Annotated in this window: 12 protein-coding genes; all 12 read left to right on the top strand. The window is 54.6% G+C overall.

The features are described 5' to 3' along the window. Positions 1-2: 2 nt before the first annotated feature. The 12 genes from SCARR_RS08925 (at position 3) to SCARR_RS08870 (ending at position 23,133) form a co-directional block, all read left to right on the top strand. Positions 3-2,006: a hypothetical protein gene (locus SCARR_RS08925; RefSeq protein WP_136061193.1), complete on the top strand. Its 2,004-nt coding sequence runs from the start codon at positions 3-5 to the stop codon at positions 2,004-2,006. Between the two features lie 283 nt (positions 2,007-2,289). Next, positions 2,290-5,043, top strand: a complete 2,754-nt coding sequence (gene ppdK, locus SCARR_RS08920) for a pyruvate, phosphate dikinase (RefSeq protein ID WP_136061192.1) — start codon at positions 2,290-2,292, stop codon at positions 5,041-5,043. Between the two features lie 347 nt (positions 5,044-5,390). Next, positions 5,391-5,858, top strand: a complete 468-nt coding sequence (locus SCARR_RS08915) for a reverse transcriptase domain-containing protein (RefSeq protein ID WP_222846235.1) — start codon at positions 5,391-5,393, stop codon at positions 5,856-5,858. A gap of 416 nt (positions 5,859-6,274) precedes the next feature. After that, the gene (locus tag SCARR_RS08910; protein WP_136061188.1) at positions 6,275-8,275 is read left to right on the top strand and encodes a beta-galactosidase; all 2,001 of its coding nucleotides are present in this window, start codon (positions 6,275-6,277) and stop codon (positions 8,273-8,275) included. Positions 8,276-8,279: 4 nt separating this feature from the next. Further along, positions 8,280-11,495 (top strand): glycoside hydrolase family 2 TIM barrel-domain containing protein, encoded by a 3,216-nt coding sequence (locus SCARR_RS08905; protein ID WP_136061186.1) that lies wholly within the window; start codon positions 8,280-8,282, stop codon positions 11,493-11,495. Continuing rightward, positions 11,495-13,039: a sulfatase-like hydrolase/transferase gene (locus SCARR_RS08900; protein WP_136061184.1), complete on the top strand. Its 1,545-nt coding sequence runs from the start codon at positions 11,495-11,497 to the stop codon at positions 13,037-13,039. The genes SCARR_RS08905 and SCARR_RS08900 overlap by 1 nt, the downstream gene beginning before the upstream one ends. After that, a complete protein-coding gene (locus SCARR_RS08895) occupies positions 13,036-14,904 on the top strand; it encodes a LamG-like jellyroll fold domain-containing protein (RefSeq protein ID WP_136061182.1) in 1,869 nt (622 codons plus the stop codon). Before SCARR_RS08900 ends, SCARR_RS08895 begins: the two co-directional genes overlap by 4 nt. A 10-nt stretch (positions 14,905-14,914) precedes the next feature. Beyond that, complete coding sequence (locus SCARR_RS08890; RefSeq protein WP_168433157.1) at positions 14,915-16,783, top strand: sulfatase family protein; 1,869 nt, start codon at positions 14,915-14,917, stop codon at positions 16,781-16,783. Positions 16,784-16,791: 8 nt separating this feature from the next. Then, a complete protein-coding gene (locus SCARR_RS08885; protein ID WP_136062143.1) occupies positions 16,792-18,417 on the top strand; it encodes a sulfatase-like hydrolase/transferase in 1,626 nt (541 codons plus the stop codon). Positions 18,418-18,432: 15 nt separating this feature from the next. Beyond that, on the top strand, positions 18,433-19,794 hold the full coding sequence (locus tag SCARR_RS08880; RefSeq protein WP_136061178.1) for an alpha/beta hydrolase: 1,362 nt from the start codon (positions 18,433-18,435) through the stop codon (positions 19,792-19,794). A gap of 13 nt (positions 19,795-19,807) precedes the next feature. After that, positions 19,808-21,259, top strand: coding sequence for a sulfatase (locus SCARR_RS08875; protein WP_136061176.1), 1,452 nt, complete (start codon positions 19,808-19,810; stop codon positions 21,257-21,259). Then, the gene (locus SCARR_RS08870) at positions 21,256-23,133 is read left to right on the top strand and encodes a sulfatase-like hydrolase/transferase (protein WP_136061174.1); all 1,878 of its coding nucleotides are present in this window, start codon (positions 21,256-21,258) and stop codon (positions 23,131-23,133) included. The genes SCARR_RS08875 and SCARR_RS08870 overlap by 4 nt, the downstream gene beginning before the upstream one ends. Positions 23,134-23,154: the final 21 nt, after the last annotated feature.

Raw genomic sequence — 23,154 nt, 5'->3', positions numbered from 1 at the left:
GAGTGAAAGTGAGGATTATTTGTTTGTTGATGATTGCTGTTTCTTCCTTTGGTGAACCGCGGGTGGTTCCGGTCCCTTGGGATTGGACTGATCCCTCCATTCCGCATCCCGTTTATCCAGGCCGTAAGGCGCGAATCAAGGCTATTGCCCGTGACTGCGCATCAACGGTCTATTACCGGGTCGATGTTGATGGGGATTATGTTTGGGACACGGATTGGCTAACCGGCAACCGCTACAATATCGAACACCTCCACTTCTATCCCAGTTCGCCGGGCCAAACGGGCTATACTCGTTACACGGCAATCATCGAATGCAAGGAAACGCCGACGTCGGAATCATTCTACGGCTCCTACCCGGTCATGATGTGCCACGATGTGTCGACCGTGGAGAATACGCATGAGGCCACCTTGCATCAGCTGGCGGTTATGCGGGCGTTGGCGGTTGATGAAGCGCTATGGTATCTCCACAAGAATCTGGTTCGAACAGATGAGGGTGTCGCCACGATTAGCGGCTATATAAACGCACCGGCTCCATTGGTACGATTGGCATGCAGCGCACTGTGCACTATGGCTATGCAATCGAATCACCACATGGCTGCATTTCCTCCCGGCACCTACAACGATTTCAGCCAAAGCGTGCCGGAGGGCTTTCTTTCCCTCAACGATTGGCGCTACGAGAATGATCCCTATGCCGAGGATCTCCTACGGCTGCACAACTATCTGCTTTCGAACATCAAGCACATCGACATCCCTGTTGACGACGAAGCGAACGACGGAACCCTGCCGATATCCGGAACGGATGACGGGAAAGGATTCTACACGGAAAGCTATGACACAGAATATAACCGACGTAGTCTGGTTGTGCATGCCTTGGCTGGGAGCGGATTGACTGGTGTACGGTGCCAGGTGGCGAACACCAACGTCAACGGGCGGCTCATGGAATTTGTCGTCCAGCAAATGGTCGATTTCGGGATCGCAGCTCAGATAGACGGAAACAGTCCAACCAATGCCATTGGCGGGTGGGGCGCTTCCCCCTACATGGGAACCGGGACTTCCGCTGCGCAAGCCAATGCCTACATATCCGGTGGGTGGTATGTGGCTCTACTTGCCGCCGAGCGCCAGATGGGATCTGCGGGAGTATATGTCAACCAGAGGCTCAAGGAGCGCATTCCCAACATGCTGTGGCACAATCAGCATTCCAACGGTGGATCACGTTACAACAATGCCGGTACCACTTATCCGGATGCCATGTTTGAGCCCGTTGGCTACGCACTTCTTGCTTGCCGTTGGCTGGGTTGGGATCAATGGAGCACGAATGACACAGCAGTTGCGGAGTATCCCTATCTCGTGATCACACGTGGCGAATCGCGCCAATGCTATGACCGCTACCTGCAATACGCACAATCCAACTGGACGAACAGCTCGGCAGGAACCGCCATGCTTGATCCAGGCAAAGCTCTCTGGAAAAGCGGTGACTTTGACCAGTCGATCTCCAGCGGAGCAAACCTATGGAGCATGAGCCTATATGGCATGTCGCTGGCGCTGGCCTACGCCGATGGCTCAAGTTCAATCAGGTTTCCGGGAACGCACGACTGGTTTCGTGAATTTCTTGTCGGCCTCGCCAAGCAACAAGCCGGTACGGCTATAGACCCTCTCGGCTATTACGATGAAGCCGGAACGTCATTCATCAGTAACGGACCCGGCCGGTTCGGAGCAACCGCCTTGGCGGTGTTGGCCATGACCTGCCCAGACTATGAAGCGCATCTTGAATCCCTCATCCCCACGAATCTCAACATCGTTGCAAGCAACCACAGCATTCAGGTTTTTTGGGACATGCTCGATGGGGTTGAAACCTACCAAGTGGAATCAACCACCAACTTACTGGTCGCATTTCAGTCTGAACCATCCGGCCAATCCATAGAAACAGGTCGTTGGGAGGGAACTTCAACGAACAAGCAGCAGTTTTATCAGATCAATGTGCAACCCTTTCCTTGGGGGTCGGAATAACAGTGCCGTTTTCAGCCATTACGTAGTGTCGTGGCGTTGCCTGCCAAGATGCAGGCAGGAATGAGGATTGGGTTTCCCCGAAGTCAGGCTTTCTTCTGTCCAACTGATTGCGACTTCGCCATCGGGGGCGGTGAGAACTGGCGAGAATTCGCCTAATACCAAGCGCCGACTCCCCTCTAACTGAGATTAAGCGTGAGGCGGCCTTGACTCTATTTTCGGGCGTGCTAAGAATAGACCGTTTTTTGTTCTGTATGGTTTTTTGTAAACAAAGGAGATAGGAAAGATGGCTCAGAAAAAATATGTCTACTTCTACGGGGTTTCGAAAGAGCTCACGGAAGGCGATAGCAGCATGAAGGCAATTCTCGGAGGCAAGGGCGCCAACCTTGCTGAAATGGCGAATGCGAACCTGCCGGTGCCTCCTGGCATTACCATTTCTACCGAAGCGTGCGCATACTATTCCAAGACCGGCGGCAAATATGCCCCCGAAATGGAAAAGCAACTTAAAGTCCAGCTCAAGAAGCTGGAAGTCAACATGGGTAAAAAACTGGGCGATCCCAAGAATCCGCTGCTTGTTTCTGTCCGCTCCGGCGCCGCGGTTTCCATGCCCGGCATGATGGATACCGTCCTCAACCTTGGTCTGACCGACAAGTCCGTTCTCGGCTTCGTCGAACAGTGCGGCAACGAGCGCACCGGCTGGGATTGCTACCGCCGCTTCATCGATATGTTCGGCGACGTGGTGATGGGGCCCTACACCGGCCTGACCCATCACGACTTCGAAGTCGAACTTGAAGCCATCAAGAAAAAGTACAGGGCGAAGGAAGATACCGACCTGACCGCCGAGCAGCTCAAAGAGCTGGTAGGCATCTATAAGAAGGTATACCAAAACAAGGTTAAGAAGCCGTTTCCGCAAGACCCGATCGAGCAGCTCGATCTTTCGATCCGCGCCGTATTTGGTTCGTGGGGCTCCGAACGCGCCGAAAAATACCGCCAGATCAACAAGATCAATGGCCTGCTCGGCACCGCCGTAAACATCTGTACGATGGTCTTCGGCAACATGGGTGCAAAATCCGGCACCGGCGTGGCCTTCACCCGCGACGGAGGCACCGGCCACAGCAAGCCGATGGGCGAATATCTCATTGATGCGCAGGGCGAAGACGTGGTGGCGGGCATCCGCACTCCAAGGCACCTCGACGACATGCCGGACGAGGAATCCAAGGTTTGGAAAAAAGTCCATACCGATCTTTTGAAAATCATGGCGCGCCTTGAAAAGCACTACAAATATCCCCAAGACGTCGAGTTCACCGTGCAGGAAGGCAAGCTCTTCATGCTGCAGACCCGCAACGCGAAGCGCACCGGCCTCGCCGGCGTTCGCTGGGCGGTTGAAATGGCCACTGGCAAGGACTTCTACACCGGCGAAAGCCAGCCCAAGATCCTGACGCAGAAGGAAGCGCTGATGTCGCTCTCCGGCGAAGACCTCGAACAGTTGCTTTTCCCGATCTTTGATATCATCGCAGAGAAGAAAGGCAAAGTCATCACCGCCGGGCTGCCGGCCGGTCCCGGCGCTGCTGTTGGTAAAATCGTATTCGAAGCTGCAGATGCTGAAGCGGCTGTTGCTAAGAACGCTGACGAAAAGGTTGTGCTGGTTCGCCACGAAACCAGCCCCGAGGACGTCGGCGGCATGTGGGCGGCGCAGGGCGTGCTGACTTCCACCGGAGGCATGACCTCCCACGCGGCCGTTGTGGCCCGCGGGTGGGGCAAGTGCTGCATTTGCGGCGCGGGTTCCTTGAAGATCGACTATAAGGAAAAGACGGTCACCATCGCCGGCAAGGTCTACAAACAGGGCGACTGGATCAGTCTGAACGGCTCAACCGGAAACGTCTACGCCGGCCAGATCCCAACGCAGGTCAGTCCGGTTGTTTCCGCTGTGGTCGACGGCAAAGCTTCGGCCAAGAAGGATCCAATCTACAAAATGTATGAACAGGTCTCCAAGTGGTCCGATGCTAACCGCACCATCAACGTGCGCACCAACGCCGATACGCCGAAGGATTCCAAGGCCGCCCGGTCGTTCGGCGCCGAAGGCATCGGCCTCTGCCGCACCGAGCACATGTTCTTCGAAGGCGACCGCATCTGGGCGATTCGCGAATTCATTTTGGCCGAGGACCAAAAGGCCCGCAAGGCTGCGCTGGCCAAGTTGCTCAAGCACCAGCAGAAGGACTTCGAAGGCATCTTCAAGGCGATGGACGGCCTGCCGGTAACGGTTCGTCTGCTCGATCCGCCACTGCACGAGTTTGTGCCGAACTCCAAGAAGGACCAGCAGGAAATGGCCAAACGCCTCGGCGTTCCGTTGAAGAAGGTTACTGAGCGCGTGCAGGAGCTGCACGAGTTCAACCCGATGCTCGGACACCGCGGCTGCCGCCTGTCGATCACCTTCCCGGAGCTCTGCGTTATGCAGACCCAGGCGATCATCGGCGCCGCCTGCAAAGTGGCCAAGGCGAAGAAGCCCGTCAAGGTGCTGCCGGAAATCATGATTCCGCTCATTGGCACCAAGGCCGAGCTCGACTTCCTCGAAAAGATTGTCCGGACCCAGGCCGAAGCCGTTATCGCCAAAACCGGCGTGAAGGTGAACTATCTCGTGGGCACCATGATCGAGATTCCGCGCGCGGCGCTGACCGCTGACGAAATCGCCGAAACGGCCGAGTTCTTCAGCTTCGGAACCAACGACCTGACGCAGATGACCTTCGGCTACAGCCGCGACGACATCGGCACGTTCCTGCCGGATTATCTCAACGAGAAAATCCTGCCTTCGGATCCGTTCCAGCACCTCGATCAGACCGGCGTTGGCCAGCTGGTGAAAATGGGGGTCAAGCTCGGGCGCGAAACGCGTCCGGATCTGAAGTGCGGCATCTGCGGCGAACACGGCGGAGATCCGGAAAGCGTGAAGTTCTGCGTGAAGGCCGGCCTCAACTATGTGAGCTGCTCGCCGTACCGCGTGCCGATTGCCCGCTTGGCGGCGGCGCAGGCGGCCATTAAAGGCTAGAGCGTTTAACGGTTGAGATGCTCATGGAGGGACACCGCGTCCTCGCTGTCCGCGGACGCCGAGGACGGCATCCCTCCACGAATAGGCAATACGGCATCGTATTTATGAAATGCTCTAAAGTTTCTTTTGGGAGCGAAAAAAATCCCGTCCTCGTGACGGACTCAGGTCATTGATTAACTTCGCCCAAAGCAACGGTGTTTAAGGTAAAGTGCCAAATTCCGCGGGTTTAATTGCTGAGTTAGTCGCGATGATCAATTTCCGCATCACTGCAGTTAATGCGTAAGCGAGCGAAATCAGTCCTTTGGACGCGCACCGCGCAACCGACAAGGCAGCCCCGGGGAGAAACCTTGCGCAAACGGTGCGCCGGGTCTGGATCGACACGGAGGCGAAGCCGGAGAGCCAACCCGGATGGCGGTCGCCGTCCGCTGGGCTTCCCGAGCGTGCTGGATCGCGTGACCCAGCACGCCGTCGCGCAGGTTTTATCCCCGTTGTTCGATCCGCACTTTTCGGAGTCGGGTTTCGGCTTCCGACCCGGGTGCTCTGCACATGATGCGGCACGCCAGATGAAGAAGCTGTTCCGCTCGTACTATCCGATTGCGGTCGATGCCGACCTTTCGAAGTTTTTCGATGCCGTCAACCACAACCTGCTCATGCGGTGCGTGGCATTGCGGAAGAGATTGATGAGGGATCGATGCTGCCGGGTGAATATGCTCTTGTCCTTCATGGTTTTGAGACCTCCGTATGTATACGGCGGACGCTTCATGCAGGTCGCCATATTCAACATTGATAAGGGGCAGGGGGCAGCGCTGACTTGAAAGTTTCCGGCCCTGACGTTGTTCCCTCCGCGCAGGAGGCCTTCCTTCGGTGGGTTCGACAAGCTCATCACAGGTAAACTTAGGACGGGCAGGGAAGGCGTCCGCCTTTTTGATTTCTGACTCTATGTTTTATTGCGTCTGTTCGCGTCCATTAGCGGTTAAAGACGCACCCGCACCGCAATGTTCCAGACATTGGAAAATTCGAGTTCATTTTTTCCAAGGTTTGGAAGCTCTCTGTGTCCTTGTGGTAAAAATTATTTCAATGTTCGGAATTCGATTCCTACATCTGTTTTACTACCTAGAGATTCCTCCAGTAGCCAGATCGATATGATATAGGCTAACTTCAAGGTTTGTTCGTGTGGAAGAGTGAACAAATATAACGATCGGGGCTGGGTGACATAAGGATGCGTTTATAGATGTTTAAGCGATGCAACTTGTTTTTAATGGCAGGACACATGTTCGTTGCCCTGCTGGCGGCGAACGCGGATCAGGCTCTGCATCCACTGAAGGATACCCATCCGCTGAAGATGGCTATGGCAGAGTCGCGGATCATGGTCTCCGAAGAGGTTGCTGATCCGAGACGTCCCGTTTCTACGATTCTTCGTCCAAAGGAGGGGCTCTGGGACTGTTCTTCAAAACTCTGGCTGCTGGTCGATGTGGAAAACAACGGCGCAACATCCGTTTTGGTGCGGGCGGAACTGACGTCTGATAAGAAGACGGGATGGGGCGAAAACCGGGGGGCGGTTGTGGTGCCCGCAGGTGAAAAATGTTCGTTGCCGATTTTGATCCTGCGCGGAATGATCGAAGGACGGGATAGCGATGGCCTGAAAGCGGTCTTTGGCGAAATGCGCGGTTTTCCCGGCGGGTACCACAATGCGGGCTGGCGACGGATCGATGCGTCGAAACTTAAACGCGTCAAACTTGATTTTTTCACGGATGCTCCCCGGGTGGAGTGTGAGGTTTCAAATTTGCGGGCGGCAACGGATTTTAAACTTCCGTCGAATGAGGTATTGAAAACTAAATATCGGCCGGCCTCGGATGAATTCGGTCAGGAACGCCACTCCGATTGGAAATTTAAAATTAAAACTAGCGCCGATTTTCCCAGGAGACTGGAATCGGAAAAGGTCTGGCTGGACCAGTTCCAGACCTTGGAAAACCGAAGTCGCTATGGCGGTTGGACGGGGGGCGAGCGCTTCCCGGCCACCGGACATTTCCAAGCCTTGGAAAAAGAGGGTATCTGGTGGCTGGCTGATCCGGAGGGGTATCCGTTTTGGTCGATCGGCGCAACCGGCTTCAATCTCGGACTGGGCAAAACCACGACGCCGGGCATTGGTCCATGGAATCCCCGCCAGGCAAACCTGAAGGAAAAGTACGGAGCAGACTGGCAGGCTGCAAGTATGGAGTTCACGCATCGACGCCTGCGCGCGTGGGGAATGAATACGCTGGGTAACTGGAGCTCGCCCGAGTTTTATTTCATGGGCAAAACGCCCTATACCGTGGCCTGCCATTTCAGCCGGCCGTCCATTCACGAAGCCAACCCCAAGGCGCACAGTTCGCTGCCGGATGTCTTTCATCCCGACTATCGGAAAAACACCTTTGACGCCGTTGCGCGCTTTACGCGGGAAGCGCAGGATCCGTGGTGCATCGGCTATTTTATCGATAATGAATTGCCCTTTCCGCAGCCCACTTCACCGGCCCAGAAGGCCTTGCTTTCACCAAAGTCGTGTTTTAGCCGTCAGGAATTGATCCGCCGTCTCAAAGATAAATACAGCACGATGGAAAAACTCAACACAGCCTGGAATACGAAGTATACGAATTGGGATGCCATGTCGCCGCCCGAGGGCAACTATACCCAAGCCCGTGGTGCCGATATGCTCGAATTCAGCGAAGCGTGGTACCATCTCTATTTCAATGCCTGCCGGGATGCGATGCGCGAGCACGCACCTAACAAGCTCTATCTCGGCAGCCGCATCAACCACACCAAAAATAAGACCGCGTTGTCCATCTGTGCCGAATATGCCGATGTAGTCAGTATTAATTTTTACGACTATACGCCACAGGTCTTTCAGGCACCCGAGGGCTTTAACGCCCCGATCATGATTGGTGAGTTCCATTTTGGCACCATCACCGAACGCGGGGTTTGGGGCGGTGGGCTGTGCACCGGAATGGACATCGGACACGCGGCGTCGTTGTTTGAAAACTATTTCGAGCAAGCGGTGAAAAATCCGCTGATCGTCGGAGCGCATTGGTTTAAATTTTCGGACCAGCCTCTGACCGGCCGAAAAGATGGCGAGAATTACCGCATCGGTTTTGTGGATGTTGCGGATACACCGTATCCCGAGATGGTCAATGCCTGTCGGTCTGTTGCCGAAAAGATGTATGAATTACGTATAACCACCGTTTTAGAGAAGGAGTAAAGATATGAAAACACTGATGACTTTAGCGATCCTGGCCGCCTTGTCGCCGGTTTCACGCGCAACGGAGTGGAACGACCTGAGTATACTTCAGGTCAACCGGGAAGCCCCGCGTGCTTCGATGATGGTATTTCCCGATGCCAAAGCGGCCATGGAATATGACCGAACCAGCTCCCCTTGGTTCCAATCGTTGAACGGCGAGTGGAAATTCAATTGGGTGCGTTCGCCGAAGGATCGTCCGGTTGATTTTTACAAATCGGATTATGATGTGAAGAACTGGGGCACGATTCCGGTTCCATCGAACTGGGAGATGAAAGGGCACGGACTCCGGATTTACACCAACATTAAGTATCCTTTCAAAATGGATCCGCCGCATGCGCCGACCGACTGGAACCCCGTTGGCTCCTACCGTCGCGAATTCACGGTTTCCAAGGGTTGGAAGGATCGCGAAACCTACATGGTGTTCGACGGCGTCCAGTCAGCGTTCTACCTTTGGATAAACGGTGAGAAGGTTGGCTATTCACAAGGCAGCCGTACGCCGGCCGAATTCAACATCTCCAAATATCTGAAAGAGGGAGCAAACACATTGGCGGTGGAAGTCTATCGCTGGAGCGATGGTTCCTACCTCGAAGACCAGGATTTCTGGCGGCTCTCCGGCATCTACCGTGATGTCTATCTTTGGAGCACCGCCAAAACCCATGTGCGCGATTTCACCGTCGTCACCGATCTCGACGAGCAATACAAAGATGCGACCCTTAAAGTGGCTGTCGAAATCCTCAATCCGAAGGGTTCGGTCGAGATTGCGTTGCTGGATGCTGACGGGAAGAAAATGGGTAGGGCGGGCTCGCCGAGCGCGCCGTCGGTCGCGCTGGAAATCCCCGTCGCCGCTCCCGCCAAGTGGTCTGCCGAAACACCAAAGCTTTATACGGCGCTGATCACCCTCAAGGACGCCTCCGGAAAAACCATTGAAGTCATCCCGCAACGGGTCGGCTTCCGGACTGCGGAGATCAAAAACAACCGCTTCTGCATCAACGGCGTGCCGCTGCTGATCAAGGGTGTAAACCGTCACGAACACCACGCCGACACGGGCCACACCATCGACCGCGCCTCGATGCTCCGCGATATCCAGCTGCTTAAGGAAAACAATTTTAATGCGGTTCGCACCTGTCACTATCCCAACGTGCCGATGTGGTATGACCTGTGTGATGAGTATGGCATTCTGCTTTGGGACGAAGCCAACATCGAGAGCCACGGCGTGGGCTACAAGGAGGCTTGTCTGGCCAAGCAACCGGAATGGAAGGCTGCCCACCTTGACCGCGTGCAGCGAATGCTTGAACGCGACAAGAACCATCCTTCTGTCATTACGTGGTCGATGGGCAACGAAGCCGGCGATGGGCAAAACTATGCCGCTTGCTACAAATGGCTCAAAGAAAACGATCCGACCCGCCCAGTGCATTATGAGCGCACCGAAACAAAGACGGGCCGGCCCAATACCGACATCTGCAATTCCATGTATGCTTCGTCCGACAAGATTCGCACCTATACCAACGGCAACGACAAGCGACCCTATATTATTTGTGAATACATGCATGCCATGGGCAACTCCAACGGCGGCGCAAAGGAATATTGGGATTTGTTTTATGAAGACAATACGGCCCAGGGCGGTTTTGTTTGGGATTGGATGGATCAAGGCATCCGCACACCTGTTCCGCCGGAATTCAAAAAGAATATTGGCAAGGGCCCCGTGAAGGAAACCTTTCAGGCCTATGGTGGATATTGCGAGGATCCGCACGGGGTCGCCAACGACGGTAACTTCTGCATGAACGGCTTGATCGATTCAGATCAAAATCCGCATCCAGCAATCTTTGCCATGAAATATCTGCAGCGAAATGTGCATGTGTCTGCCGTTGATCTGGAATCAGGGCAGCTGATGATCAAAAACTGGTTCGACCATTCAACCTTGGGCGACCGCGTTTTCGGCCGTTGGAAAATCGAGGCCAACGGCAAGAAGGTCAAGGACGGGAAAATCAAAGGCTTGGATATTGCACCGCATATGGAAAGAACGGTTGTACTCAAGCTGCCGTCCATCGATCCGAAGCCCGGCATTGAATATTTCCTGACCGTAGAGTTCCGAGCAAAGAAGAATTATCATCCATTGGTGAAAAAAGGGCACCTGCTGGCGTGGGATCAGTTCAAGCTGTCTGGGGGGAAAGCCACGGAATTTGCCGCTGTGGAGGGAACGGTTTCAATCAACGAATCGGCCGGCTCGATTGTTGTCAAAGGCAAGGCGTTCGAAGTGGTGTTTGATAAGGCGAGCGGAACGCTGGCCTCCTACAACTCCAACGGCAGGGAACTCATTGCTGCGGGTGGCCGCCCGGAATTGTCGCGGGCGCAAAACGACAACGAACGCCGGCAAAAGGTGAAGCCGGTTCCGGCGCTGGATATCGCCGGGGTCAGAGCAAAAGTTGAAAGCATTACCGTTGAGCAAGTCAACGGCACGGCCAAAATCGTAGTACGCAAAACCCTGCCGGATGTGCGGGGAGGATTTGCGTCGGTCTATACTGTGCTGCCCAGTGGCGAGGTCGTTGTTGAAGCGGCCTTCGACTTCACGCATGCCCCAAAGTCTCAACTCCCGCCTTTACGTATTGGAATGGAGTGGAAGCTGGATGGTTCACTTGAAAACATGGACTGGTACGGCCGTGGTGGAGAAACTTATGCCGGTCGCGATTTCGAACCGGTTGGTTTGTTCGAAGGCACGGTGGACGGAGAATGGACGGACTATTCCCGCCCGCAGGAAAATGGAAACAAAACCGGCGTACGCTGGTTTTCCCTTGCAAACAAAAAAGGCAAAGGCCTGCTGGTGGTGGCCGAGGGGAACCCTCTTGGAATTGGTGTCCGCCACTACAGTCAAAAGACCATGCGCGAGTCGGATTACAGTTTTCAGATGGAGCGTACGGAAGATATCTATCTCAATATCGACGCCGGGCAGAGCGGCGTTGGCGGCATCAATTCGTGGGGCGCTTCTCCGCTCGAAAAGCATCGGTTGAACAAAGCCTCCTATGTCTATAGCTACCGCCTTCTTCCGTTCGAAGGAAATGTTGAAAAAACGCTCGCGAAGCGTTCCGTCTTCCAGCCTGCTGATGTTGGGGCGTTGGCAAAGCCGGATGTCTCCAAGCTGCCGAAGATCAAGTCGGCATGGAAAAAAAAGGGAAACAATAAATAATGAAAAGACGTAACTTTATGCAGCTGTGCGCTGCGGCAACGGGCTCCGCATTTGCCGGGGCATCAAAAAGGCCTTCCCAGCCCAATGTGGTGTTTATCTATGGCGACGACGTCGGCTTTGGCGATGTTGGCGCTTACGGCTCTAAAATGATTCCGACCCCGAACATTGACCGGTTGGCAAAAGGCGGCCTGCTCTTTACCGATGGTCATTGTGCGGCCGCTACGTGTACGCCATCGCGCTTTTCGCTGCTGACCGGGATCCACGGCTTCCGGCACAATGCCCGCGTACTGCCGCCCAATGCGCCGCTGATTATTCCGACCGACAAGCTGACCCTGCCGAAGTTGTTCAATCAAGCGGGCTACCACACCGGCGTTGTCGGCAAGTGGCACCTCGGCATAGGCGACGGCGAAACACCCGTCGATTGGAACGCCGATGTTAAGCCCGGGCCTCTGGAAGTCGGTTTTAAATATTCGTTCCTGCTGCCTTCCACCAACGACCGCGTTCCGTGCGTCTATGTGGAAAACCATCGAGTGGTCAACCTCGATCCCGCAGACCCCCTTTATGTCGGCAACAAACTGAAGGAGGTGCAGAAGCCGGACAGTACGCAGTATCCCAGCGGCAAGACGAACCGGGAGGCCATGACGTTCTACCAAAGCACGCATGACCACGACAACAGCATCATCAACGGCATCGGACGCATCGGCTACATGTCCGGAGGCAAGGCCGCCCTTTGGAAAGAGGAGACCATTGCCGACGAGTTTGTCATGCAGGCGAAAAAATATATCGCCATGCACAAAGACGAGCCGTTCATGCTCTACTTCGCTTCGCAGGACATCCACGTTCCGCGCGCGCCTCATCCGCGTTTCAAGGGAAAAACCGAGCTCGGCTATCGTGGCGATGCCATGGTTGCCTTTGATTGGGCGACCGGCGAAATTATGAACGCACTTGAAGAACATGGCCTTGCGGAAAACACCATCGTTATCTTTTCCTCCGACAACGGCCCTGTCTATGACGACGGTTATGACGACGGCACCACTGTGTTTTGCTCTTCCGAAGAATCCGACCGGGGCCACGATGCCTCCGGCCAATGGCGCGGCGGTAAATACCAGATTTTCGAAGGCGGCACCCGCGTGCCGTTTATTGTGCGCTGGCCGGCGCGCATTAAACCCGGCACGTCCGATGCCATGGTCAACCAGATTGATCTGCTCAGTTCGTTCGCCGAGCTGCTCAATATTGAACTTCCGGAAGGCGAAGCAGGCGACAGCCGCAGCACATTGGCCACCTTCCTCGGCAAGGATCAAAAGGGGCAGGAATTCATGATCGAGGAATCGTTCGGCCTGGCTCTTCGCTTCAACGAGTGGAAATACACGCAGCCGGTTCAACCCAAATGGCCGAATGGCCGCCCGCCTATTGAGCGTGCGCTCTACAATCTCGACAACGATCCCGGTGAAACCAAAAACATTATTGCCGAGCATCCCGAAATCGCCGCTCAAATGGAAATGAAGCTCGCCGAAATGAAAGCATCCGGTGGAGTCCGCAAATGATGAAAAGAGTGGTCTTGCTGCTGGCGCTGGCAATCTCGGTGGTGCATGCCGAAAAACCGTGGCGCTTTCTGTTGCTGTCCGACTGGCATTCGGCGGAAAAGTATACGCAGAGCGAAAAGAATCCGTCGTGGCTGGCCGATGCGGTGGCCGAAGATGTGGCGACCGTTAAAATGTTCAAGGAAAACTATGGCGGCGAGTTGATCCTGATGCCGGGCGACAGCAACGGCGGGCATTGGGATACGCCGAAATTCATTAAACAAAACTTTCCGGGCGCCTCGCCGGAAGAGTCGGTGAAGAAAGCGGGTCATCTCTGCTACTCGGGCATGATCGACGCGTTTCGCGATGGGGGCTACTCAAAGCTGATTATGGCGGTGGGCGATCATGAAATGGGTGATAATCCTTGGCCGGCGGGTTCGGACGTATCGCGCTGTCAGCCGCAGTTTCGCGAGGCTTTCGCGAAGGAATTCAATATGAATCCCGTTGGCGGCCGCTTTCTATACGAAAAGCCGATCGGCAAGACGGCTTCCCGTCCGTTAGGTACGCCCTATGAAAATACATCCTATGCCTATCGGCATAAAAACGTGCTGTTCATCACGGTCGATGCATTCCATCAGGAGGATCCGGACAAGAAGATTGGCGATGAAGGTTCGGTAACCGGCACCGTGGTGGGCGAACATCTCCAATGGTTGGAACGCGTGCTGTCTGAAGCGCGGAAGGACAAGTCGATCAAGCATATCTTTGTGCAGTCGCATTTGCCGGTGATCTATCCGGTGCGCAAGGTGAACAGCAGCGGCATGATGATGGACGATGGAATGGAGAGCCCATTTTGGAAACTATTGCGGAAATACAAGGTCGATATGTATTTCGCGGGGGAAGTGCACGCGAATACAGCAACGAAGGATCCGAAATCGGATCTGGTGCAATTGGTGAGCCGGGGCAACTTTTTCAACAACTTCCAGACCTTGGATATCTCGGACGATCGCATCGATATCGTTTGCTACGACCAGAAACTGGGTACCAAAACCTCCGAGGGGAAATACGCTGTTTCCGGTAATCTGGTGATTGATAAATCGGGGCCGGAAACCCGAATCTCCGGGGATGGGGAATTTGAGCCGCTGGATGTGAACGGTCGTCATTTCCTTTTTACCTTCGAGGAAGAGGCGTCCCTGTTTGAAAATCCGATCATGGGTTTGTCCGGCAGGGAGAAAAAGGAAAATGCCAAGGAGTTGCGCGGTGTAAAATGCTCCCGCATTTTTCCAAACCTTGGAACGTTCGGACGTCATTACAGTGCGCTGACGGCCAATGTGAAATTGGCTGATGGCCCGCATGGAAAAGCCGGGCAGTTTGATTCAGAGAGTCGGATGGGTGTTTTTGCGATGGGGCCGCATCATAGCGGTCATGCGGTTTCCTATGCGCTTTGGGTGAAAACGGCATCTGCCGATCATCAACTGCTGATCAATTCCTGCACCATCTGGGGGCAGAAACTGGAACAATTTTTCAACTTAAATCTGAATGACGGTATGCCGGAAGTCATGATCTCAGCCAAGCAGAGCTTGATTGCTGAAGGTGTAAAAATGAATGACGGTAAATGGCACCATATTGCCGCGGTGATGCCGAAGGATAATTGCCTGCTTTCCGAGGTCCAGCTGTTTGTTGACGGAAACCAGGTTAAAGCGAAGCTGGTCGGTGCAGACCGGAACATTCATATTAATCAGGCCGTGCGACTGGGATTCGGCGGATTGAATTACAGTACTAAATCGTTTGATCAATTGGCGGTTAAACCATTTGTCGGGGAGCTGGATGAGATTTCCATTTGGACCCGCCCGTTGCCTGATACGGAAGTTGCCGCCTTATTTCGAAATTGAAGGAAACACAATGAATCGAAGAAATTTCAGCCAACTGGCCTGCGCTGCAGGCATCGTATCGATAGGGTCGTCCTCGCTGGCCGGCAAGGGGAAACAACCCAACCTGCTGATCATTCATACCGACGAGCATAACTTCCGTACGTTGGGGTGTTACCGAGACCTAATGACGCCCGACCAGGCGTTTGTCTGGGGAAAGGGCGTCAAGGTGGATACGCCGCATATCGACTCGATTGCCCACGATGGCGCGCTCTGCACCAGCTACTACGCCTCCTCGCCCGTCTGCACCCCTTCGCGCGCTTCGCTGGTTTCCGGGATGTATCCGGTTCATACCGGATCCCCCGTCAACGACATGCCGCTCAACGATGGGCTCGTCACCTTCGCCGAAGTACTCAAGGGTCAGGGCTATGCCACCTCGTATGTCGGCAAGTGGCATCTCGATGGCGACGCCAAGCCCGGCTTCGCGCCGAAACGCCAATTTGGATTTTCTGACAACCGCTACATGTTCAACCGCGGCCATTGGAAACTGCTCAAGAAGAGTGGGAATACCGCCGCGCTGATCGGTAACTACAATCCCAAGACGGAGAGCATCAAGGTCGATATTGAGGCCGCGGATGAGACCTCGTTCACTACCGACTTTCTGACCGACCGCGCGCTGGAAATCCTTGCGCGCGATAAATCGAAGCCGTTCTGCCTGATGCTCGCCATCCCCGATCCGCATGGCCCCAACACGGTTCGCAAGCCGTACGACACGATGTTTGAGCCGCTGCATTTCGAGAATCCGCGCACCATGGATGTCGATGAGGGAACGATGCCCAAGTGGGTCAACCTGACGGGGAAAAACGCCGTTGAAAAACTCAATCAGGCGCAGATGGCGCGCTATTTCGGCATGGTCAAATGCATTGATGATAATGTCGGAAAAATCTTGAACTATCTCAAATCGCAGGGGCTGGAAAAAAACACAATCGTCGTCTTTACTTCCGACCATGGCGACCTGATGGGCGAGCACAGGAAGAACAATAAGGGATTGCCCTATGAAACCTCGGCCTGCATTCCCTTTGTCATTCGCTATCCCGGAAAGATTCCTCCGGGCAAGGTGATTCACACCGCACAGTGCAATGTCGATTTTGCGCCGATGGCGCTCTCCATGATGGGCGTCACCAACGGATGGCCGGAGTTTCACGGAAAGGACACCTCGCCCGACTTCCTGAGTCCAGACAAGGAGGTAGATGGCGACCGCATTGTCTACTTCACCAACGCCAACAGCCGCTGGGTCGCCGCCGCAAGTGATCGCTATAAGTTGGTGCTCTCGCCCACCGACGATCCATGGCTGTTCGATCTGCAGAAGGATCCGGACGAGATGGTTAATTTTTACAACAATCCGGAGTACAAGCCGGTTGTCGACCGGATGCAGGCGGAGCTGGTTACGCAGATGAAACGCTATGGAGAGCCGGCCTTAGAAAAGGTGAACCTGATTTATGAAACCGGTGGTTTCGTCGGCGAAAAGCCGGAAGTCGCGCTGGCGACGAGCGAGGGCTATCTGGTCGATAGCGGCAACCATTCCGCAAAGGGCCGAGCTGGCCAATGGAGTCGTGCCGTCACCGTGCCCGCTGGCAGTTTTGAACCCAACAGCACCTATGACCTAGAAATTGAGTGGGAATCGAAGGGCCTCGCTGAGGGTGCAGAATTTTTCGCCAACTTTGTTGCGGGTAAAAAAGACAAGCAAAACCGGCAGATCGAGACCTGGTCGGGAGCGGTTGGCGAAAGCGGGGTGGTCAGAAAACAGTTTAAGACCACAAGTTCTACTGATTGGACGTTGCATGTGGGCGTGAAGGATGGCGGCGAACTGCTCGTTAAACGAATTAAAATTAAGAAGAAGTGAGGAGACTAATGAAGAAAATTATATTTGGAATTCTGTTTGTGGCGGCGGTTGTGACCTTCGCTGATAAACCTAACCTGATTGTGATCCTGTGCGACGATATGGGTTATGCGGATGTTGGGTTCAATGGGTGCAAGGACATTCCGACGCCGAACATTGACCGCATCGCTAAGAACGGCGTGCAATGCACCAGCGGCTATGTGGCGTATTCGGTCTGCGGGCCGAGCCGCGCCGGCCTGATGACCGGACGCTACGAGCAGCGTTTCGGCTTCGAGCGCAATCCACAATACCAGCCCAACGATCCCAACATGGGGGTGCCGCTCTCCGAACACACGCTGGCCGATGTCCTCAAAAAGGCAGGCTATACTTCGGGCGCCATCGGCAAGTGGCATCTCGGTGCCTACCCGACCCTGCACCCGCTTAACCGCGGCTTCGACTTTTTCTACGGCCACCTGGGTGGCGGACACCGTTACTTCCCCGAAGAGCTGACCATCAAGCGCAGCGAAGATGCCACGGGTGAAACCGAAAGCTATCAGACCTGGATCCTGCGCAACCACGAACCGGATCCGCCGACCCAATACCTGACCGATGCTTTTTCAGACGAGGCGGTCGGATTCGTCGAGCGCAGCAAGGACCAGCCCTTCTTTCTCTATCTCGCCTATAACGCGCCGCACAATCCACTGCAGGCCACGGAAAAATACCTATCTCGCTTTAAAAATATCAAGAACGAGAAGCGCCGCACCTACGCCGCCATGGTCAGCGCGATTGACGATGGCGTGGGGCTGTTGCTCAACAAACTCGACGAACTCAACCTCACCGACAATACCCTTATCTTTTTTCTGTCCGACAACGGTGGACCCGAAACGAAGAACGCTTCCGACAATGGGCCGCTACGGGGCCAGAAGTCGGATGTCTGGGAAGGCGGGTTCCGCGTCCCCTACGCCGTGCAATGGAAAGGAACCCTGCCGGCTGGCGCGAAGTACGATGAACCGGTCAGTTCGCTGGATATTTTTGCTACCATCGCCGATCTGGCCCAGGCGCCGCTCGACCCACAGCGTCCGCTCGACGGCGTCAACCTGATTCCGTATCTGACCGGCAAGGAGCCCGGCGTGCCGCACGAGGCGATCTATCTGCGTAAGTTCGACCAAGGCCGCTATGCGGTGCGCCATGGCGACTACAAGCTGGTCATCCCTTTCAGCGGCGGAACCGCACAGCTCTATAATTTGGAAGAGGATATCGGCGAAGAGCAGGATATCGCCTCCGCGCACCCGGAAAAGATGAAGGAGCTCGATCAGCTCCGCCTGAAGTGGGACTCGCAATTGATCGAGCCACGCTTCCTCGGCCTGACCCAGTCGGCCGACTGGATCAAGCACCACCCGCCGAAGAAGAGCGACAAGCCGAACGCTAAATCGGCAAAGAAGGCGTCGGTGGCAAAGTGGGATTGGTTTGCTGCGCTCGACAAAAACAAGGATCGCGGGGTGACGGAAGATGAGTGGCTTGAATGGTCGATGAAGGAGTCGAAGAAAAAGAATCGCAACACATCCGAGGGGCAGCAAAAGCAATACTTCGCTTCACGCGATGCCAATGGCGATGGAATGATTACGCGTGAAGAACTGGAAGCGAGCAAAAGGAAATAGGAAAGGCTGGACCGCATGATGAATAAACAAGTTTTAGTGATAACGTTGCTCATTCTTGCGGCGGCATCCGCCCTGACTGAAGCGAAGAGGAAGCCGACGTTTGACGGCCCGGTTTTCGATGCCATTCAGAATGGTGGTTTTGAAAACGGGTTGAATAGTTGGAGGGTGGACGGGGAAAGCTATTTCTCTGTATCAGATGCGGTTCCGGGGGGCGTGGCGGGGAAATGCATCCGGTACGAAAAGACGGATGGTCTGAAAGGCAAGGTTCCTGCTTTTTCCCAGGTTATTAATTTCAAGGGCAATGCCTATTATCGATTGAACTTTTCATATAAAGGCGATGGTGTTCGAAAGCCGGTGCTGCTGATCGAGGAGCATTTTAACGATGGTGTGTCGCGCCGATTTATTCGGTTGGAATCTTCCAGGGATTGGGAGGAGTACAAGGTGGAATTGAAGATGGGGAAAAAAGATGCCGCGTACCGGTTGAACTTTTTCCCGGCAGGTTACCCAAAGCGCCCGGGCGTGAAGGGGCCCGCTCTGACTCCCGCCCAGTTGAACGACACGGGCGATGGAACGGTTTGTTTCGCCGGATTCAAGCTGGAAAAAACCAGCCGGAAGGATCCAAAACTGATTCCCGGGCCGTATGCATTCAAAACCAAAACAGTTACCTATAAAAAAACAGATGCCACGGATTTGGTGCTGTACGTCGATATTCCGCAGGGGGTGGAGGGGCCGTTCCCTGTTTTCGTAATTATACATGGCGGGGGATGGGTGACCGGACATCCGAAGGATATGCTTTGGAAAGCCAAGCCGTTGGCCGAGCGCGGCGTGGCATGCGTGCGTGTTCAATACCGGCTGGTCAAGGATGGCGGTACGTTTGAAAAATCCATCGGCGACATTATGGATGCGGTAGAGTGGGTGAGGCAAAACGCGAAACAATATGGTTTTGACCTGTCGCGGTTCGGCTTTTCCGGAGGATCGGCTGGCGGGCATCTTTCATCGATAGCGGCCCAGCGTACGCCGGAATGTAATGTGTATGCCGGTTTTTGCGGGCTCTACGATGCCGTTGACCGGGGACTGAGCCGTTTTGGAAAAGCCGACAATTATATCGGCACGGAGATGGCAGACAGGAAGAATGCATCCGCGATCTACCAGATTAAAATTCCGCCGCCCGCAACGATTCTATTTCATGGCGATGCCGATCCGACCATCGACTATACTGTTGCGCTTCGGTTTGCCGACGCTCTTCGGGAAAAGGGCGGTCGCGCGGAAACAATTATCAATAATGGGTTCGGCCACGGTGTCGGCACGACGGATTCGATCAACAAGCAGCTTATTCCATTTCTAAACCGGGAATGGGGTATGGACATGAAATATTAGGAGGAACATATTTGTGAAAAAAATATCAGGTTGGATGGTTTTGACTGGTCTATTGGTTGGCGTTCTATGTGTGGATGCAAATCCGCAGCCAAATATCTTGTTCATCGCCATCGACGACATGAACGACTGGACGGGTTTTCTGGGCGGTCATCCGCAGGCGCAGACGCCAAACATGGACAAGCTGGCGAAAAAGGGCGTCAACTTTTCCAACGCCCATTGTTCCGCGCCGGGCTGTTCGCCAAGCCGCAATTCGTTGCTCTATGGCGTGGAGCCATTCAAGTCGGGGCTATATGTCTTTTACGATCAGGCCGGTTTTTCGGACAAGATCCTTGAGGGCTACACCTCGTTGCCTGAGTTTTTCAAGGCGAACGGCTATGGCACCTACGGCTCCGGCAAGATCCATCACCGCCGTGAACCAACGGGCGTCGAGTGGACGGAGTTTTATGAGAAGGAAAAAACCAATCCACTAAAATTTGATGATGTCGAAGGATATCGTCAGGGCAAATCGGGGAAGATGCGTTTTTCCCCGACGTTGAGTCCGCTGGAAGATCACACCGACTATAAGAACGCTTCGTTCGGGGTGGATGTGCTCGGGCGTAAGCACGACAAGCCGTTTTTCCTGGCGGTCGGCATCATTCGCCCGCACTTGCCGTTTACCTGCCCGAAGCAATTCTTCGATCTCTACCCTGCAACAGTTGAACCGCCACGTATCAATCCAACCGACCATTCCGATATTCCGGCGGTCGGAAAAGCAATGGCGAAGATGAATGATGATCGGCGTTTTAAACAGGACGAAGCATGGAACAAGGTTCGTCGTGCCTATCTCGCCTGCATTTCGTGGGCGGATTACAATATTGGCCGTCTGCTCGATGCGTTGGAAGAGAGTTCCTATGCCGACAATACGGTGGTGGTGCTTTGGTCGGACCATGGTTATGCCCTGGGCGAAAAAAAGCATTTCCGTAAATTCGCTCTCTGGGAAGAGACCACCCGGGTGCCCTTCATTATTTGGGACGCCCGAGAGAAAAAAGCGATCGCGGGCCGTGAGGTGAAGGACGGCGTTTCGCTGATCAATATTTATCGCACGCTGTCAGAAATGTCCGGCCTTGAAGCCCCGGACTATGTGGACGGCTTCAGCTTGGTTCCGCAGTTGAATAAGCCGGACACTCCGGTCGAAGGACAGGCCATCTGCACTTGGGGGCGGGGGAACTACACGGTTCGTACGCGCGACTGGCGCTACACCCGCTACTATGACGGGGGCGAGGAGCTCTATGACCATACCAAGGATCCTGACGAGTGGAGCAACCTCGCCAAGAATCCTGAATATGCCGATATGAAGAAGCGCCTTTCCGCCAAGCTGCCGCAACAGGAGGTTCCGATTGTGATGGATGGGCTGGAGGAGTGGAGCGTTCCCTATAGCGCTGACAAACCATTGGACAAGAAGAAGGACAAGAAGGGGAAAAAATGAAAATCAGAATGATTTCCATGGTGGTGATGTTGGCGTCTGCGGTTTTTGCCGTGCCAGACCGGCCGAACATTGTGTGGCTGACGACGGAGGACAATTCCGCCAATTGGTACAAGCTCTACAACCCGGAACACGGCGTGCGGATGCCCAATGTCGAACGCTTGGCAAAGGATGGGCTTGTCTTTAACCACGCCTATTCGTGCGGGCCGGTTTGTTCGGTTGCGCGCAGTACGATCATTTCCGGCTGCTATGGCCCCCGTACGGGGGCGCAATACCACCGCAGGCAGGTGCCGGTGGCCATGCCGGAAGGTGTGCGAATGTTCCCGTACTACCTCCGTCAGGCAGGCTACTACACCACGAATAACAGCAAGGAAGACTACAACTATCTTCCGTCGGACAAAGAGGGCGTCTGGGACGAATCTTCCGGCAAGGCTAGCTTCCGTAGGCGCACGCCCGGCCAGCCGTTCTTCCATGTGCAGAACTTTGGGGTCACCCACGAAAGCCAGCTGTTTGGTGATCTGCCCAAGGGAAAGGAATATGTGGTTGATCCCGCGAACGTGGCGCTGTTTCCGTATCACCCGGACACCCAGGTTTTCCGCGAAAAATATGCCCAATACCTGACGCTCAATTCCATGGCGGATGCAGAGATGGGCCGCATCATCAAGCAGCTGGAAGAAGACGGGCTTCTCGACGACACCTTCATCTTCCACTATGGCGACCACGGCGGCGTCCTGCCCGGAGGGAAGGGCTATGCCCATAATGATGGGCTGCAGGTTGCCATGGTGGTTTATGTGCCAAAAAACTGGCAGCACCTTGTTCCGGCCCCGCGCGGTTCGCGTATCGATGGAACGGTTGAATTTGTGGATCTTTCCGCAACCGTGCTGAATCTGGCCGGGGCCGAGATTCCCGAAGGGATCGACGGCACGCCGTTTCTAGGCAAGGGCATCACGCTTGATGAATTGAATTCGCGCGACACCGCCTTTGGCTATGCCGAACGGTTTGATGAAAAGTACGACATGGTTCGCTTTTTCCGAAAAGGGAAATACAGCTATTGGCGCAGCTACCAGCCGTTCAATTTTGATGGCTTGCACAACTTCTACCGCTACAAGCAACCCGCGTTTTGTGAATGGCGCGATCTCGCGAAGGCCGGGAAACTCAATCCGGTACAATCCGCGTTTTATGAAGCGCGTCCGCCGGAGCAGCTCTTTGACCTCGAAAAAGATCCGCATGAAATCACCAACCTTGCTGATGATCCGGCCTACGCCGATATCCTGTTCGACATGCGCCGTGCACTGCAGAAAAAGGTGAAGTCGCTTCCCGATCTTGGATTCTATCCGGAGCCTGTGATGCTTTCCGAGAGCGGAGGAGATGGAGCGGCGTTTGGGAAAATGCATAAGCAGCAGATAGCGAAACTCGTCGATATCGCCGACCTTCAGTTGGCGCCCTTTCCCGAGGCCCGGGCGCGCGTTGCGAAAGCGCTGCGTTCACCGGAAGCAACGGAACGCTATTGGGCCGCGATCACCTGCTCCGCATTCGGCGATCAGGCGATGGAGTTTGAGGCGGATTTGAAACGGATCGCTTCAGAGGATTCCAATCGGTTGGTACGAACACGCGCCGCAGAATTTCTGGGGCTGACAGGCGCAGCCGATCCCGCACCGTATATTTTCGCTGCGCTCGCGAATTGCGATGATCCGATTGAGGTAAACCTTATTTTGAATAGTGCTGTGCTGCTGAAAGACGCGGCGGGCGTAAAATTCGACATGTCTCTGGTTGAAGGAGCGGACTGGACTCAACTCGGTGGACTCGTGCCTCATCGTATTTCCTATCTCAGTGGCGGAACCGGCGAAGTGCCGAAAAAAGCAAAGGGAAAGAAATAGCCTGCGCTGAAATAACAAGTG

The organism is Pontiella sulfatireligans, from assembly GCF_900890705.1.
In the GTDB taxonomy this organism is placed as follows: domain Bacteria; phylum Verrucomicrobiota; class Kiritimatiellia; order Kiritimatiellales; family Pontiellaceae; genus Pontiella; species Pontiella sulfatireligans.
Note: the sequence above shows the minus strand (reverse complement) of the source record. Positions and strands in the feature narration are given on the sequence as shown.